15 protein-coding genes are annotated in these 15,274 nt (G+C 64.0%); 8 read left to right on the top strand and 7 right to left on the bottom strand.

From position 1 onward, the window contains the following. Positions 1 to 80 precede the first annotated feature (80 nt). Positions 81 to 461 carry a hypothetical protein gene (locus tag QEG70_RS07625; protein ID WP_308720111.1) on the top strand — a complete coding sequence of 127 codons (381 nt, stop codon included), beginning with the start codon at positions 81 to 83 and terminating at the stop codon, positions 459 to 461. A 221-nt stretch (positions 462 to 682) separates the two neighbouring features. Here QEG70_RS07625 and QEG70_RS07620 read toward each other — a convergent pair whose 3' ends face one another. After that, on the bottom strand, positions 683 to 2,008 hold the full coding sequence (locus tag QEG70_RS07620; protein WP_308720110.1) for a glycerate kinase type-2 family protein: 1,326 nt from the start codon (positions 2,006 to 2,008) through the stop codon (positions 683 to 685). A gap of 280 nt (positions 2,009 to 2,288) precedes the next feature. Between QEG70_RS07620 and coaA the strand changes: the two genes are divergently transcribed. Beyond that, the gene (coaA, locus tag QEG70_RS07615; protein ID WP_308720109.1) at positions 2,289 to 3,266 is read left to right on the top strand and encodes a type I pantothenate kinase; all 978 of its coding nucleotides are present in this window, start codon (positions 2,289 to 2,291) and stop codon (positions 3,264 to 3,266) included. A 37-nt stretch (positions 3,267 to 3,303) separates the two neighbouring features. On the opposite strand, the gene QEG70_RS07610 is transcribed toward coaA, so the two are convergent. From QEG70_RS07610 to QEG70_RS07600, 3 genes are all read right to left on the bottom strand, one after another. Continuing rightward, positions 3,304 to 3,774 carry a hypothetical protein gene (locus QEG70_RS07610; protein WP_308720108.1) on the bottom strand — a complete coding sequence of 157 codons (471 nt, stop codon included), beginning with the start codon at positions 3,772 to 3,774 and terminating at the stop codon, positions 3,304 to 3,306. Between the two features lie 114 nt (positions 3,775 to 3,888). Then, positions 3,889 to 5,349 carry an aldehyde dehydrogenase gene (aldA, locus tag QEG70_RS07605; RefSeq protein ID WP_308720107.1) on the bottom strand — a complete coding sequence of 487 codons (1,461 nt, stop codon included), beginning with the start codon at positions 5,347 to 5,349 and terminating at the stop codon, positions 3,889 to 3,891. A gap of 112 nt (positions 5,350 to 5,461) precedes the next feature. After that, entirely contained in the window at positions 5,462 to 6,028 is a 567-nt protein-coding gene (locus QEG70_RS07600; protein WP_308720106.1) for a ferritin-like domain-containing protein, read from the bottom strand. 247 nt (positions 6,029 to 6,275) lie between these two features. On the opposite strand from QEG70_RS07600, the gene QEG70_RS07595 reads away from it, so the two are divergent. Beyond that, on the top strand, positions 6,276 to 6,950 hold the full coding sequence (locus QEG70_RS07595; RefSeq protein WP_308720104.1) for a GntR family transcriptional regulator: 675 nt from the start codon (positions 6,276 to 6,278) through the stop codon (positions 6,948 to 6,950). 24 nt (positions 6,951 to 6,974) lie between these two features. Here the strand turns inward: QEG70_RS07595 and minE are convergent, their stop codons facing one another. From minE to minC, 3 genes are all read right to left on the bottom strand, one after another. After that, the gene (gene minE, locus QEG70_RS07590; protein ID WP_308720103.1) at positions 6,975 to 7,253 is read right to left on the bottom strand and encodes a cell division topological specificity factor MinE; all 279 of its coding nucleotides are present in this window, start codon (positions 7,251 to 7,253) and stop codon (positions 6,975 to 6,977) included. Further along, positions 7,253 to 8,065, bottom strand: coding sequence for a septum site-determining protein MinD (gene minD / locus QEG70_RS07585; RefSeq protein WP_308720102.1), 813 nt, complete (start codon positions 8,063 to 8,065; stop codon positions 7,253 to 7,255). Before minD ends, minE begins: the two co-directional genes overlap by 1 nt. A gap of 112 nt (positions 8,066 to 8,177) precedes the next feature. Further along, entirely contained in the window at positions 8,178 to 8,912 is a 735-nt protein-coding gene (gene minC / locus QEG70_RS07580; protein WP_308720101.1) for a septum site-determining protein MinC, read from the bottom strand. A 179-nt stretch (positions 8,913 to 9,091) separates the two neighbouring features. Here minC and fzlA point away from each other — a divergent pair, with 179 nt between their 5' ends. The 5 genes from fzlA (at position 9,092) to QEG70_RS07555 (ending at position 15,260) form a co-directional block, all read left to right on the top strand. After that, complete coding sequence (gene fzlA / locus QEG70_RS07575) at positions 9,092 to 9,760, top strand: FtsZ-binding protein FzlA (protein ID WP_308720100.1); 669 nt, start codon at positions 9,092 to 9,094, stop codon at positions 9,758 to 9,760. 3 nt (positions 9,761 to 9,763) lie between these two features. After that, on the top strand, positions 9,764 to 10,996 hold the full coding sequence (locus QEG70_RS07570) for a BaiN/RdsA family NAD(P)/FAD-dependent oxidoreductase (RefSeq protein ID WP_308720099.1): 1,233 nt from the start codon (positions 9,764 to 9,766) through the stop codon (positions 10,994 to 10,996). After that, positions 10,997 to 12,373 carry an MBOAT family O-acyltransferase gene (locus QEG70_RS07565; protein ID WP_308720098.1) on the top strand — a complete coding sequence of 459 codons (1,377 nt, stop codon included), beginning with the start codon at positions 10,997 to 10,999 and terminating at the stop codon, positions 12,371 to 12,373. 524 nt (positions 12,374 to 12,897) lie between these two features. Beyond that, positions 12,898 to 14,286, top strand: a complete 1,389-nt coding sequence (locus QEG70_RS07560; RefSeq protein ID WP_308720097.1) for a replication-associated recombination protein A — start codon at positions 12,898 to 12,900, stop codon at positions 14,284 to 14,286. After that, the gene (locus tag QEG70_RS07555) at positions 14,283 to 15,260 is read left to right on the top strand and encodes an RluA family pseudouridine synthase (RefSeq protein WP_308720096.1); all 978 of its coding nucleotides are present in this window, start codon (positions 14,283 to 14,285) and stop codon (positions 15,258 to 15,260) included. The genes QEG70_RS07560 and QEG70_RS07555 overlap by 4 nt, the downstream gene beginning before the upstream one ends. The last annotated feature ends 14 nt before the right edge of the window (positions 15,261 to 15,274 follow it).

The raw sequence follows: 15,274 nt of genomic DNA, 5'->3' as shown, positions 1-15,274 counted from the left end.
CGGGCTATCGTCCCTGCGCTCTGGCGTGGCCTGTGCCACGGGGGAGCAGGGGCTGAAAAGCGGGGGTAAGGGCAGCCGGAATGAGACCACGTCTTGCAATGATCGGCTTGCTGGCCTGCCTTGCCGCCTGTAGCGGCGGGCATGACGACAATAATGATCCGGCCGATGTGGATGAAGCCCCCCGCCCGCTCGGGCGCAGCGCGTGGGAGGGACACCACGCCACGCATGCCGACAATGCCCTGCGCCCGCTCTCGCGCCACCTGCCCAAGCCACCCAGCCCCAACGAGGATGGCGCCACCGAGGATTACCATCCCCCCCCGGATGCCGAGGCGATGCGGATGATCTCATCGGGCTATGATGCCAATCAGGCGGGCGATGATGACCAGTCCGACAGTGATGATGGCAAGCATTTTGTCGTGCCGGACACGCAGCTCAGCTTCGGCAAACCGGGTAGCAAATAGCTGCATGTAAAGATGTTTTTGGTAAAGCCGTTTTTAAGAGACGGTTTAAAAACAACCCATTGATAAAAAATGATAAAAGTTTTTGGGTGCCGCCTTTTTGCAAAAAGGCGGCGTTCTTCGACGCTTTTTGAAAAAAGCTTCACCAGAAACGTCCTTATGATTTCTGGATGTTTTTTGAGCTGACTTTTCAAACGGTCTTTTATTCGTTTGCAGACCCGTTCTTACAGCACCAGCACGGCCCGGATGTCGTTCACATTGGTCAGCGTGGGGCCGGTCATGACCAGATCGCCCGTCTGCTGGAACACCGTGTAACTGTCATGTGCGTGCAGGGCGGCACGCGGGTTGCAGCCTGCGGCTTCGGCGCGGGCCAGCGTATCGGGGGTGATGATGGCCCCCGCCGCGTCCTCGGTGCCATCAATGCCATCGCTATCCGCCGCAATGGCCCAGATGCCCTGCTGCCCCTGCAGCGCGCAGGCCATAGAGAGCAGGAACTCCGTATTGCGCCCGCCGCGCCCCGGCGCAGGACCGGCGGGGTTGATGCTCACTGTCGTCTCGCCACCAGAAAGCAGCACGGCAGGCCCCGCCACGGGCAGGCCGTGCAGGCGCGCCGACAGGGCGATGCCAGCCATGAGCGTGCCGGCGTCGCGGCTTTCGCCTTCCAGCGCGTCGCCCAGGACAAGGGGCGTCAGGCCGCATGCGCGTGCCATGCGGCTTGCTGCCTGCAACGCCATCAGTGGCGTTGCGATCAACGTGACCTGATTGGCGGGCGAAAGCACCATCGGCCCGGCATCATGGGCCAGCATCTTTTGCGCGGCCTCCGGCAGGGCAATGCCGTAATGGGCAATGATGGCGCGGGCGTCGGCAGGTGTGGTGGGGTCCGCCACCGTGGGGCCACTCGCGATGGTCAGCGGGTCATCGCCCGGCACGTCGCTTATGGCGAGTGTTACGACCCGCGCGGGGCTGGCGGCGGCTGCCAGCCCACCGCCCTTGATGGCCGAGAGGTGGCGGCGCACCACGTTCATGTCGCGTATGCTGGCCCCGCTATGCAGCAGGGCGCGGTTGATGGCGCGCAGGTCATCAAGCGTCACGCCTGCCTTGGGCAGTTCCAGCAGTGCTGATCCGCCGCCTGAAATCAGGGCGATGACCAGATCATCAGGTTCCAGACCCGCTACTTCCGCCATCATGGCACGGCCTGCGGCCATGCTGCGGTCGTCGGGCACGGGGTGGGCGGCCTCCAGCACGCGGATGCGCTGCGTGGGAGTGGCATGCCCATCGCGCGTGACCACGCAGCCGCTCATTTCCACATCCGGCCAGGCCTGTTCAAGGGCGGCCGCCATGGTGGCAGCGGCCTTGCCCGCGCCCACCACCACGCACCGGCCCTTTGGCTTGGGGGGCAGGTGGCGCGCGAGCACCTGGGCGGGCAGGGCGCTGTGAATGGCGGCATCAAGAATGCAGCGCAGGGTGGCGCGGGCATGCCCGTCCGTCCAGTCCGCAGGCGCGCCCTGCCGGGGAGTGGCGGAAAACGGATGGATGGTTGAATCGTTCATGACGCTATCCTGTCATTGGCGTGGCTGCCGCATGGGGGCAAATGGCCTGCCTGCGGGCGGGATGCCAGCTAAAGGCACGGTGGGGTGCATACCATCGGGGCGGCATGGCGTGGTGTGTCACAATTGTCACGTCTGTGTCAGGATGGGCGGAATGGGGCGGGTTGTGGCGGGCGTACACGCTAAATTGGGCGGCCCATCTCTGGATTGGCGCAGGCGATGGTGATACGCGGCAGATGGCCTGCAGCCATGGGCGGGCCGCCACAGCAGAAAGGACAAGGGCATGGAGGACTGCATGCTGGACGCACGTCCCGTCATCTCCACGCATCCGGCTCCCGGCCCGGTGCAGCCTTACCTGATCTTTCCCCGCCCCGAATGGGCGGCCCTTCGCGCCAATGTGCCGCAATCGCTGGGCGAGGCCGATATCGCCACCCTGCGTGGGCATAACGAGCCGGTCTCGCTGGAAGACATAACCGAGATCTACCTGCCGCTGTCGCGCCTGCTCAACCTGCATGTCATGGCCCCCCGCAGCCTCAACAGCATGGTCAAGAGCGCGTTCATAGGCAGGCCGGGCGTGACCATGCCGTTCGTGATCGGCATCGCGGGCAGCGTGGGGGTGGGCAAGAGCACGTTTGCCCGCCTGCTGCAGGCCGTGCTGTCGCGCTGGCCAGACCACCCCAACGTGGCGCTGGTCACGACCGATGGCTTCCTGCTGCCCACGCGCGCGCTGGAAAAGCGCAACCTCATGCACCGCAAGGGCTTCCCCGAAAGTTATGACCTGCGGCAGATGATCGGTTTCCTGTCGGCGCTGAAGGCAGGCGGGCGCAACCTCAAGGTGCCGGTCTACTCACACGAAGCCTATGACATCGTGCCCGATCGCTATCAGGTCATCGACCAGCCCGATATCCTGATCTTCGAGGGGCTGAACGTGCTCCAGACCGTGTCCGAGCAGCCGTTCATGGCGTCTGACTTCTTTGACTTCTCGATCTATCTCGATGCTGATACCAGGGTGATCGAGGACTGGTACGTCAAACGCTTCCTGCTGTTGCAGAAAACCGCCTTCCGCAAGCCCGGCTCCTATTTCCATCATTATGCCGACCTGCCGGAAGGCGAGGCCGAGCAGCTTGCGCGTGACATCTGGCGGCGCATCAACCTGCCCAACCTGCAGCAGAACATCCTGCCCACGCGCGAGCGCGCCCGCGTGGTCATGCACAAAAGCCCGAGCCATGCGATCGATACGGTGTGGATGCGCCAGATTTAAGGATCGGTTTTTAAAAGAGTAGCGTTTTTGCGGTGCATCAGGCTTGGTCTTCGGTGTCCCATATCGGTACGGATACGTTCTTTCGGGCCTGCAACTCCTTTAACCGTTTCACGACGCTGTCGGGCACCCGTGCCGCATCGCGGTCCTGGTCGGGGCGGCCGGTGGGGGAGCGGTAGTAGCTTTCATCCGGCAGGTACTCATCGGTTCCGAACGGATCGCCGGGCGCATAGACCGGGAAATGGTCATTTTCATATTTTTCAATCAGGTCGGGCAGCACGCGGAGTTCATGGCCGCGATGGCGCATCATGAAATGCTCCAGGTACCGCCATGTCATGATGGTTACGGGGGAGATGTCGTCTCCATCATCATGCTGGTGGCCATCCGTCGTGAACGCAAAACCATAGAGCGGGTCCGGTGCCGCAAGGCGGTCATCGGTGAAGGCAACGGCCTTGCCAAGGTTGACCACCTCGCCGCACTCCATGCACACCATATAGTAGTATCTGCCCATGTGCCCCTCTCCATAACAGGCCCGTCCGGGTCACTATAGTTTGGTTACGGCGCATGAAAAACGCGGCCCGGACTGCTCCGGGCCGCCATGGCGCATGGTGTCTGCCCGTGCTGCCTATGCGTTGAGATAGACGGTCTTGGTATCGACATAGGCTTCAAGCCCGTACTGGCCGTCCTCGCCACCAATGCCGCTATCGCCATAACCGTGGTGGAAGCCCTGCGCAGCTTCCCCGCCTTCGCGGTTGACGTAGATCTCGCCAAAGTTCAGCTCGTTGGTCATGCGCATGATGTTTTTAAGGTTCTGCGTGAACATGTAGGCCGACAGGCCATAGCGCGAGTTGTTGGCCTGGGCTATGGCATCATCAAAGTCTTTCACGCGGATCAGCGACAGCACGGGGCCGAACACTTCGTCCTGCGCAATGTCCATCTCCGCCGTCACCCCCGTCAGCAGGGTGGGCGCGTAGAAATTGCCCTGGTCATACGCGCCGCCGGTCAGCCGCTTGCCGCCGAGTTCGACCTTCGCCCCCTGGCTGATGGCTTTCTGCACGATGGCATCGACCTTCTCGAGTTCGGCGGCGCTGATCTTGGGGCCCATGTCAGTGGCTTCATCAAGCGGGTTGCCGGTTTTCAGCGCGGCCACCTTTTCACGCAGGCGTTTGAGGAATTCGTCATACACGGCGGTGTGCACATAGGTGCGCTCGTTGGCCGTGCAGACCTGCCCGCAATTCATGAAGCGCGCGGCAACGGCTGCATCCACCGCCTTTTCAATATCGGCATCCTCCATCACGATGAACGGGGCCTTGCCGCCGAGTTCAAGCCGCACTTCCTTCAGCCCTTCGGAGGCTGCGGCCATGATCTTGCGGCCTGCGGGCGTGCTGCCGGTCATGGTGATGAGCTTGGTGATGGGATTGGTCACCAGCGCATTGCCCACCGTGGCGCCGCCGCCGGTCACGACATTGAACACGCCTTTGGGGAAGCCTGCCTCGACCGAAAGTTCGGCCAGCGCAAAGGTGGAAAGCGGGGTGAGTTCATGCGGCTTGATGACGAATGTGTTGCCAGCGGCCAATGCCGGGCCAAGCTTGCGCGCGGTCAGCGCAAGCGGAAAATTCCATGCCGAGATGCCCGCCACCACGCCGTGGGGGATCTTCTCGATCAGGATTTTCTCGCCCGGCCGGCTACCGGGAATGATGTTGCCTTCAAGCCGGCGCACGTTCTCGGCGGCAAAGCGGATCAGCTCGATGGCGAAGCCCACTTCGATGCGGGCTTCCTTCAGCGGCTTGCCGTTCTCCAGGGTGATGATGCGGGCCAGCTTTTCGCTGTCGCGCCTGATCAGTTCAATCAGGCGATAGAGATAATCCGCCCGCTCGGTTGCGACCCGCCTGCTCCATGCGGGAAAAGCCGCCTGTGCCGCCTCAAGTGCGGTGTTGACGTCATCCTCGCTCGCCACGGCCACCGTGGCCAGAACAGTGCCCGTGGCGGGGTTGTGGATGGTGTCGCACCCGGACGTGCCCGGCTTGCGCCAGTCTCCATTGATGAACAGGTCATAGGTTTTCGGTTTGGCCGAGATATGGATCATGATCCGGTTTTCCTTGTGCGGGCATGTCATGGCGCGCGGCAAGGCCACCCGCGCCCCGTAGCAAGGAGGCAGGGTGGGTGCGCGCGGGCTGTCAGTAACGGCGGGGCCAGGTTCAGGATTCGAGGAACGGACGCCCCTCATGGGCAACGAGCAGGTCGTGCATGTCGGTTGCGTGCTCTTCCTCTTCCGCCAGGATCTTTTCGAGCATGATGCGCGTTGTGGGGTCATGATCGGCGAAATAGCGGATCAGTTCACGGTAATGCTCGATCACCAGCCGTTCGGCCACGAGGTTCTGGCGCACCATTTCAACAAGGTTGCCGCCATTGCCGTATTCAGTGGCGGAGCGGGTGGCCAGCCCCTCGGGCGAGAGGTCGGGCACGCCGCCAAGCTGGTCGATGCGCGCGGCAGCCCACATCATATGGGCGCGTTCTTCCTTGGCGTGGGTGGCGAACTCGGCGGCCACGCTCTCGCTGGTAATGCCCTCGACGGAGATGGAGTGCATCGTATAGCGCAGCACGCACACAAGCTCGGTCGCCACCACGGTTTGCAACAGGTCGATGGCGGTCTGCACATTGCCCTGATAGGCGGGGGTGAGCGCACCCTTTTCAATGGCTTTTTTCGCGCGTTCGCGCAGGGTCTTCACGTCGGTCAGGAACGTATTTTCAGCAATATCGGCCATGATGGGTTTCCCTGTATGTGGCGGCCCGCACATGGTGCAGGCCAGTTGAAAGGGGTTGCTGACGTAACGGGCCGAAAGAGCGCGTGGTTCCCCCCAAATGGGCCACCTTTCATGACAAAACGCCCATAAACCCGAGAAAATGGGGGCTGAGGCAGGTTTTTCGCCTGCACAGGCGTTGCCATTCACGGCCAGATCATTATTGATCTGAATTAATAAGACCTATTTGCATTAAGGATGACTCAAGCGCATGGTAGCATTCACCGCAGGCCAGCCCGAAAAGCTTCCCCGCCGCGCCTTGAGCGAGGAAGCCTATGATCATGTGCGTCGTGGGTTGATCCGTAGCCGGTATCGCTCGGGCGAACGGCTTGTCCTGCGTCCGCTTGCCGCTGAACTCGGGCTGAGCCCCACGCCGGTGCGCGAGGCGCTGCTGCGGCTTGTGTCCGAGCATGCGCTCGAACTCAACGACCGCAACACCGCCGTCGTGCCCGCCATGACCCAGCGCAGCTTTGCCGAGATCCATGATCTGCGGATGGATCTTGAAATGCGCCTTGCCGCCGCCGCCGCCCAGCGCGCCTCTTCCCACGGCATCGAGGCGCTGGTCATCCTGCAGCATCAGTTCATGGATGCATCACGCGCGCGTGATGACGGGGGCATGGCGGCTTTCAACGCCGATTTTCACACCACGGTGGCCACCCTGGCCGAACTGCCACTTACGGCCAACATCCTGCGCAACCTGTGGATGCGGATCGGGCCGATCTATGCCCTGTCACGCCCGATGATCCAGGTCGAGCATGAAGGCCGCACCCACCCGCATGAAGACCTGATCGCGGCCCTGCGCCAGCGCGACGTGACGGCGGCGCAGGCGGCGGTCACGCGCGATTTCGAGCATGCGCGGCGCTGGATCGAGCCCCGCCTGTCGTAACCGGCGGGGTTGCCTCGGGCCGCCTTAAGGCCGGCCCGAGGGGCGCATCTGCTCCGGCACTTCGATGTCGATTTCCAGCATCGAGACGGAATTGCCCCGGTCGAGCTTGACCTGAACCTTGTCCTGATCCACGGCGATATGCCGCTTGATCACTTCGAGAATTTCAGCCTGCAGCTTGTTCAGCAGGTCGGATTCGTTGCCATTGCCCGTGCGCTCATGGGCCAGCAGGATCTGCAGGCGGTCACGCGCGACGGGGGCCGAGGTCTTGGAACTGCGGCCAAAGAAGGAACCGAACAGGCTCATCAGCTTTTCCCCTTGAACAGGCGTGCCAGCAGGCCCTTGCGTTCAACCGGTACGGTTACTTCCAGCTTCTCGCCTTCCAGCCTGCGCGCGGCTTCGGCATAGGCGCGGGCGGGCGGGCTGTCGGGGCTGCTCAGCGTAACCGGCGCGCCAAGGTTGGAGGCGCGCAGCACTTCCTCGCTTTCAGGAATGATGCCGAGCAGCGGGATGGACAGGATCTCGAGCACGTCTTCTATGCGCAGCATCTCGCCACGGGCGGCGCGGGCGGGGTCGTAGCGGGTGAGCAGCAGGTGCTTCTCGATCTTGCCGCCGCCCTTGGCCTTCTCGGTCGTGCTGTCGAGCATGCCGATGATGCGGTCGCTGTCACGCACCGACGAGACCTCGGGGTTGGTCACCACGATGGCATGGTCGGCATGGTACATGGCCAGTTGCGCGCCGCGCTCGATGCCTGCAGGGCTGTCACAGACCACCCAGTCGAACTTTTCACGCAGTTGCGCCATCACGCTGGCCACGCCCTCGGCGGTCAGGGCGTCCTTGTCGCGTGTCTGCGAGGCGGGGAGGATGGACAGCGTCTCGATCCGCTTGTCGCGGATCAGCGCCTGCGAGAGCTTGGCATCGCCCTGGATGACGTTGATCAGGTCGAACACCACGCGCCGCTCGGCCCCCATGACCAGGTCGAGGTTGCGCAGCCCGACATCGAAATCGACCACCACCACGTTCTGGCCTGTCTGTGCCAATGCCGCGCCGAGTGCCGCCGTGGACGTTGTCTTGCCGACGCCGCCCTTGCCGGATGTGACAACCAGCACTTTTGCCATGGAGGTAGTTCCTTGTGCGCTTTTGGGGGGTGTTTTCTTGTTCATGACCTGATGGATACGGTTGTAATATGGATGGGCGCGCATGATGCGCAACGGGGGCGGGACTTAAAGTTCAGGGTTTGCGGCCCCTGATGGTGGGCGGCACAAGCGGCTGGACCACAAGTGTGTCATTATTGAGAATGATCTGGGCCGGTTTTTCAACATAACGCGGGTCGATTTCCTCGGCGGTGATGTAATAACCGTCGATCGCCAGCAGCTCGGCCTGCATGGAATGGGCGAAGATGCGGGCATCGGGCTGCCCGTTCATGCCTGCTATGGCGCGGCCGCGCAGCGGGCCATAGACATGGATCGACCCGCCTGCCGTCACCTCCGCCCCCGAGCCGACCGAGCCGAGGATGATGATGTCGCCATCGGGGTTCATGATCACCTGGCCCGAGCGGATCGGCTGCTCGATGATCAGCGAACCCCCGCGTGGCGGCTCGACGGGCGCAGGCGCCGTGTCATCAGGGATGTCAACCGCACCTGAGGCGCGTCCGCCCTGAAAGCTTGCGGGCCAGTCCCACCCGGCGCAGGCGGGCCAGTTCGTGTCGCCGCCTTCGATGCCGATGATGCGGATGCCGCGCGCGCGCAGCGCCGGGTAAAGTTCGGCCAGCCCCTCGGTCCCGGCCTCGAGCAGGGAGAGGTCGAGAATGACCGGCTTGCCCGCAAAAAAGGCGCTCGAGCGCGCGATCTGGGCATCAAGCCCTGCCAGCCAGTCGGCCAGCAGGGGTTCGGGCGAGAGGACCAGGGCCAGGAAGGACCGGCCACGGGCGCGGATCTTGGGTGTGGGACGCAGTTCGTCTGGCAACGTGTTCCTGTCCTGCTCTGGGTCAATGGGCCTGTCTGTTTTCAGCTACCGCGCCGTAGCCTGACTGTCGAGGGAATCCTGTCTTTTCATGGATATGCAGTACCGGTTTTGCAGGGATGTGTGGCATGGGGCTTACTCGGGGCTTGGCGAAGGGCGTGGCAATGCAATAAAGCGGAAACATGCGCATCCTGTACCACCTTCCCCTTTCGCCCTATTGCCGCAAGGTTCGCCTCGTGATGGGCGAAAAACGGCTGCCGTTTGAACTCAAGATCGAACGGGTGTGGGAACAGCGCCCCGAGTATCTCGACCGCAACCCCGCGGGCACCGTGCCCATGCTGCAGGAAGATACCGGGTTGTGCATTCCGGATTCGTGGGTGATCTGCGAATATCTTGAGGAAGCCTATCCCGACACCCCGCTGCTGGGCCGCACGCTGGCCGAGCGGGTGGAGGTGCGCAGGCTGGTGGTGTGGTTTGACGAGAAATTCGGCCGCGAGGTCTCGCGCAACCTGCTGACCGAGAAGGTGTACAAGCGCATCTCCGGCACCGGCAACCCTGATGGCGCCGCATTGCGGGCGGGATATGCCAATATCCGCACCCACCTGTCCTATATCGACTGGCTGGCGGAAACGCGGCGATGGCTGGGGGGCAACCAGCTTTCGCTGGCCGATTTTGCGGCGGCGGCGCATCTGTCCTGCCTCGACTTCCTTGATGACGTGGACTGGTCGCGCGCGCCTGCCGCCAAGGACTGGTATGCCCGCGTCAAGAGCAGGCCGTGCTTCCGCTCCGTGCTGCAGGACCGGATCTCGGGCTTTACGCCGCCCGCCCATTACGCGGACCTGGATTTCTAGCGCATGACAGTGCAAGGGGCCGGGCATGACGCCATCGTGCTGGGCGCGGGGGCCGCGGGCCTCATGGCGGCTGCCACGGCGGGGCAGGGTGGCGCGCGCGTGGTGGTGCTTGACCATGCGCAGCATGCGGGGCGCAAGATCCTCATCTCGGGCGGCGGGCGGTGCAACTTCACCAACATGGATGCAGGGGCGGGGCAGTTCCTGTCCGCCAATCCGCATTTTGCCAAGTCGGCGCTGGCGCGGTACACGCCCGCCGATTTTCTGGCCCTTGTGCAGCGCCACCGCATTCCCTGGCACGAGAAGGCGGCAGGCCAGCTCTTCTGTGACCGTTCGGCGCGCGACATCGTGGACATGCTCATGCGCGAATGTGCCTCAGGTCAGGTGGAAATGCGCCTGTCGCACCGCATCATAGACGTGGCGCGCGACGGGGCGGGGCAGTACCGCGTCGAGACCGACCATGGCGTGTTCCATGCGCCGAGCCTGATCGTGGCCACGGGTGGCCTGTCGATTCCCAAGCTTGGCGCCACGGGGCTGGCGCATGATCTCGCGCGCCGCTTCGGTCTGGGCATGGTGGCCCCGGCGCCCGCCCTCGTGCCGCTCACCTTTGGCGCGCGCGACATGGCTTGGATGGAACCGCTGGCCGGGCTTTCGGTCAATGTGGGCATTGCCTGCCAGGATGGCGCGGGGCGGCAGGCGCGGCATGTCACCTTCCGCGATGGCATGGTGTTCACCCATCGCGGTCTGTCGGGGCCTGCCATCTTGCAGGCATCATCGTACTGGCAGCCGGGCGAGGTGCTCGAGATCGACCTGCTGCCCGGCATCAATGCGGCGGCCCGGCTGCTCGAGATCAAGCGCGACCGCCCACGCGCGGGCGGGGTTGCCATGCTGTCCATGCTGCTGCCGCAGCGTCTGGCCCAGTTTTTTGCGCGCTCCGGCCTGCCCGAAGGCCAGCTTGCGGGCCTGCCCGATTCGGTGCTGACCGATATGGCCGGCATGCTCGGGGCCTGGCGGCTCAACCCGCATGGCACGGAAGGCTACGTGAAGGCCGAGGTCACGCGCGGCGGCGTGGATACGGCCAGCCTCTCCTCACGCGATATGGAAGCGCGCGACGTGCCGGGGCTGTTCATGGTGGGCGAGGCGGTGGACGTGACCGGCTGGCTGGGGGGCTACAACTTCCAGTGGGCATGGGCGAGCGGGCATGCGGCGGGGCAGGCCGTGGCCGAACGTCGCGGCTGAATGCTGTTTGCGGGCCAGCCTTTCCTCCTCGTTTTCCTGCCGCTGGTGCTGGGGCTGTATTATGCCGTAGCCGCCAGCAGGTCTGCCCGCCAGGCCGTGCTCATTGCCGCCTCCCTTGTCTTTTACGGGGTGTGGGACTGGCGGTTCGTGCCCCTGCTGCTGGGCATGACCGGCTTCAGCCAGGGGGTTGCCGTGCTGTGGGGGCGCACCCGGTGGCGGGGCTGGCTGTGGCTGGGCATTGCGGGCAACCTTACGGTGCTGTTCGGCTTCAAATACGCGGGCTGGGTGGCGGGCTGCGTGCTGGCGGCCATGGGCAGGTCATATGCGCCGTGGTCAGTGATCCTGCCGCTGGGGCTGTCGTTTTTCGTGTTCCAGAAAATATCCTACCTTGTTGACCTCGGGCGCGGGCAGGCGCGGGTGTACCGGCTGGCGGATTTTATGGAGTTTGTGACCTTCTTCCCGCAACTCGTGGCTGGCCCCATCGTGCGGCATAACGAACTGATCCCGCAATTTGACGCCAGCCCGCGTGGTCCCGCCATGTGGGAGAATCTCGGGCGCGGTTTCCTGCTGCTGCTGGTGGGGCTGGGCAAGAAGGTGGGGCTGGCCGATACGCTGGGCAGCATCTGCACGCCGGTGTTCGAGGCCGCCCATATGGGCCATGCCCCGGCGCTGGGGGCGGCGTGGCTGGCCGCCGTGAGCTTCATGCTCCAGCTCTATTTTGACTTTTCCGGCTATTCTGACATGGCGATCGGCATGGCGCTGATGATGGGCATCCGCCTGCCGTTCAATTTCAATGCGCCTTACCGCGCCGTCTCGGTGCGTGACTTCTGGCGGCGGTGGCACATGACGCTGTCACGCTTCCTGCGTGATTACGTCTATATCCCGCTGGGCGGCAACCGCTGCCCGCCCGCGCGGCAGGCGGCGAACGTCATGGCCACCATGGGGCTGGCCGGTCTGTGGCACGGGGCGGGGTGGAATTTCGTGGTATGGGGCCTGCTGCATGGCGCAGCCCTCACCACCGCTCACGGATGGGACCGCACCGGGCGCACTTTGCCACGGGGCATGGGCTACGGGTTGACCATGACCTTCGTGTTGCTGACATGGGTGGTGTTCCGCGCTGCCGACCTGCCCACGGCAGGGCGCATGCTGGCAGGAATGCTGGGCGCGCATGGCGGCGGTGGCGTGGCGGTGGGCCACCCTGTGGTGCTGGGCCTTGCGCTGGTCATTGCGGTCATTGGCCCCGCCTCGCAGCAGGTGGTGCTGGAACGCGTGCGGCCCACGCCGTGGCTTGCGGTGGCAGCCGGGGTCGCCTTCGTGCTGCTGGTGTTTCTGGTGGGGGGCAGGCCGCCGGAGGCGTTCATCTATTTCCAGTTCTGAAAGCCTGTGCAGGCAATGCCGCCTTTCCTGAAAAAAGGAAGCACCTAAAAACGTTTATTCGTTTCATTGTGTGGATATATTGAAATCCTCACGCATCCCGATCGACAGCAAAAAATGTCAATTCGTTTTTGAGTTCCTCCATATTCAGGAACCACAAATCATAACCAGTATTGGGTTCCGTTTTCATGTTCTTTATGTATATGTAATAACTGGTTGTATTATCAGTCGTGTCGTCATCAATTTCGATCTTCCATCCCTCGTATTCACCTGATCGGATAATGTCCTTATTTTATGATGTTCATTGCTTGATCCATGAAATTTTAAAACCCGGTCTGTAAACCTGCCAGAAACCGGAAGGAAGTTTTTGGTGAAGCTTTTTCCCAAAAGCTTCAGAAAACCCTGTTTTTCAAGATAACATACGCCAGTATCATGCCGCCGGGACTGGTATTGGCCATGATGCTTCCCAATCTATGCAGATACAGCCCATAATGGGGCATGGTTGCACCACGTACAGGCAGGAGCATATGGCAGGCAGGCGAGACAGCATGGATGATGGCCCGGCGGACCTGTTTGGCAATGCGGCCCCGCAGCCCCCCGCGCGTGGCCCGGTAGCATTTCCGCAGGCCCCCTCCGCCCAGCCCGCCCGCAACCAGCCCCTGGCCGACCGCCTGCGCCCCACCACGCTTGATGAAGTTGTAGGCCAGGACCACCTGCTCGGCCCCGATGGCAGCCTGCGCCAGATGCTGGCCCGCGGCTCGCTCGCCAGCCTGATCCTGTGGGGCGGGCCGGGGGTGGGCAAGACCACCATCGCCCGCCTGCTTGCCGCCGCCGCTGGCCTGCGCTTCGTGCAGCTTTCGGCCGTGTTCTCGGGTGTTGCCGACCTCAAGCGCGCGTTTGATGAGGCCCGGCGCATGGCGGCCTCGGGCGGTGGCACGCTTTTGTTCGTTGATGAAATCCACCGCTTCAACCGCGCCCAGCAGGATGGCTTCCTGCCGGTTGTGGAGAATGGCACCGTGGTGCTGGTCGGCGCCACGACCGAGAACCCGTCCTTCGCGCTCAACAGCGCCCTGCTGTCGCGCTGTCAGGTGCTGGTGCTGCACCGGCTGGATGACGCGGCGATGGAGCAGTTGCTCGACCGCGCCGAGTCCACCACCGGCAGGTCCCTGCCGCTCACGCCCGAGGCCCGCGCAACCCTGCGCGCCATGGCCGATGGCGACGGGCGCTACCTGCTCAATATGGTCGAGCAGCTTCTGGCCCTGCCGCACCAGCGTGAACTGCTTGACCCCGCAGCCCTGTCGCGCCTGCTCGCCCGCCGCGCCGCCCTGTATGACAAGGACCGCGAGGAGCATTACAACCTCATCTCGGCGCTGCATAAATCCCTGCGCGGTTCCGACCCCGATGCAGCACTCTACTGGTTTGCCCGTATGCTCGAAGGCGGCGAGGACCCGCGCTACATCGCCCGCAGGCTCACCCGCTTCGCCGCCGAGGACGTGGGCATGGCCGACCCCCAGGCCCTGCCGCTGGCAGTTGCGGCATGGGAGACCTTCGAGCGCCTTGGCTCGCCGGAGGGGGAACTGGCCCTTGCACAGCTCGTGGTGCATCTGGCCACGGCGCCCAAATCGAATGCGGTGTACAAGGGCTACAACATGGCCCGCCAGGCCGCGCGCGCCACCGGCAGCCTCATGCCGCCCGCCCATATCCTTAATGCGCCGACCACGCTGATGAAGGATATCGGCTACGGCAAGGGCTATGAATACGACCATGATGCGGAGGGCGGCATATCGGGGCAGAACTACTTCCCCGATGGCATGCGCAGGCCGAAACTGTACCAGCCGACCGACCGGGGATATGAACGCGAAGTCGCGCGACGGCTGGACAGTTGGAACAGAGTGCGCGAAAGCCGTGGGTCATGAGTGTCGTTACCCTTACCGTCAGCGATGACGAAGCCGATATCCGCCTCGACCGCTGGTTCCGCAGGCATTACCCGCACCTGACGCAGGGCGCGTTGCAAAAGCTGTGCCGCACGGGGCAGGTGCGCGTGGATGGCAAGCGCGCCACCGCCGCCACCCGGCTCGCACCCGGCCAGGCCGTGCGCGTGCCGCCCATCCCCAATGCCAGCCGCCCCCCGCCGCTCGCGGTCAAGCCGCTTGATGAGCGGCAGGTGCGCGAGATCAACAAGATGGTGCTGTACCGTGATGACCATCTGATCGTGCTCAATAAGCCCGCGGGCATTGCCGTGCAGGGCGGCCCCGGCATCACCCACCATATCGACGCGCTGCTCGACGGCCTGCGTGAAAACCCCGATGACCCGCGCCCCCGCCTGGTCCACCGCATCGACCGTGACACGTCGGGCCTGCTGCTGGTGGCCCGCACGCCCGGCGTTGCCGCCAAGCTGGCTGCCGCCTTCAGGGGGCGTGACGTGCGCAAGGTCTACTGGGCCGTGGTGGTGGGGCGTCCGTCGCCTGCCACCGGCATCATCGACCAGCCTTTGACCAAGCTCGGCGCGGGTGCCGGGGCCATCAGCGTGGTGGCCGAGCGGGGGGATGCGGATGCAGTGCATGCCCTGTCGGAATACGAGGTGGTCGATGCGGCAGCGCGCAAGATGTCGTGGCTGGCCCTCTCGCCGCTGACAGGCCGCACCCACCAGTTGCGCGTGCATTGCGAGGCGCTGGGCAACCCCATACTGGGCGACCCGAAATACGGTGGCGACAAGGCGCATGTCGCAGGCTTTGCCGACAGGCTGCACCTGCACGCCCGCAGGCTGGAACTGCCGCACCCCGCTGGCGGTACGCTGGTGGTCGAGGCGGAGCTTTCGCCCCACATGCGCGAGACATTCAGGCAGATCGGGTTCATAGCCCCGGCCGCCGCACCGGCCCGGCGCAAATAACGCCGCCCGGCACC

This window comes from Komagataeibacter xylinus (assembly GCF_031081985.1).
Classification (GTDB): domain Bacteria; phylum Pseudomonadota; class Alphaproteobacteria; order Acetobacterales; family Acetobacteraceae; genus Komagataeibacter; species Komagataeibacter xylinus_E.
Note: the sequence above shows the minus strand (reverse complement) of the source record. Positions and strands in the feature narration are given on the sequence as shown.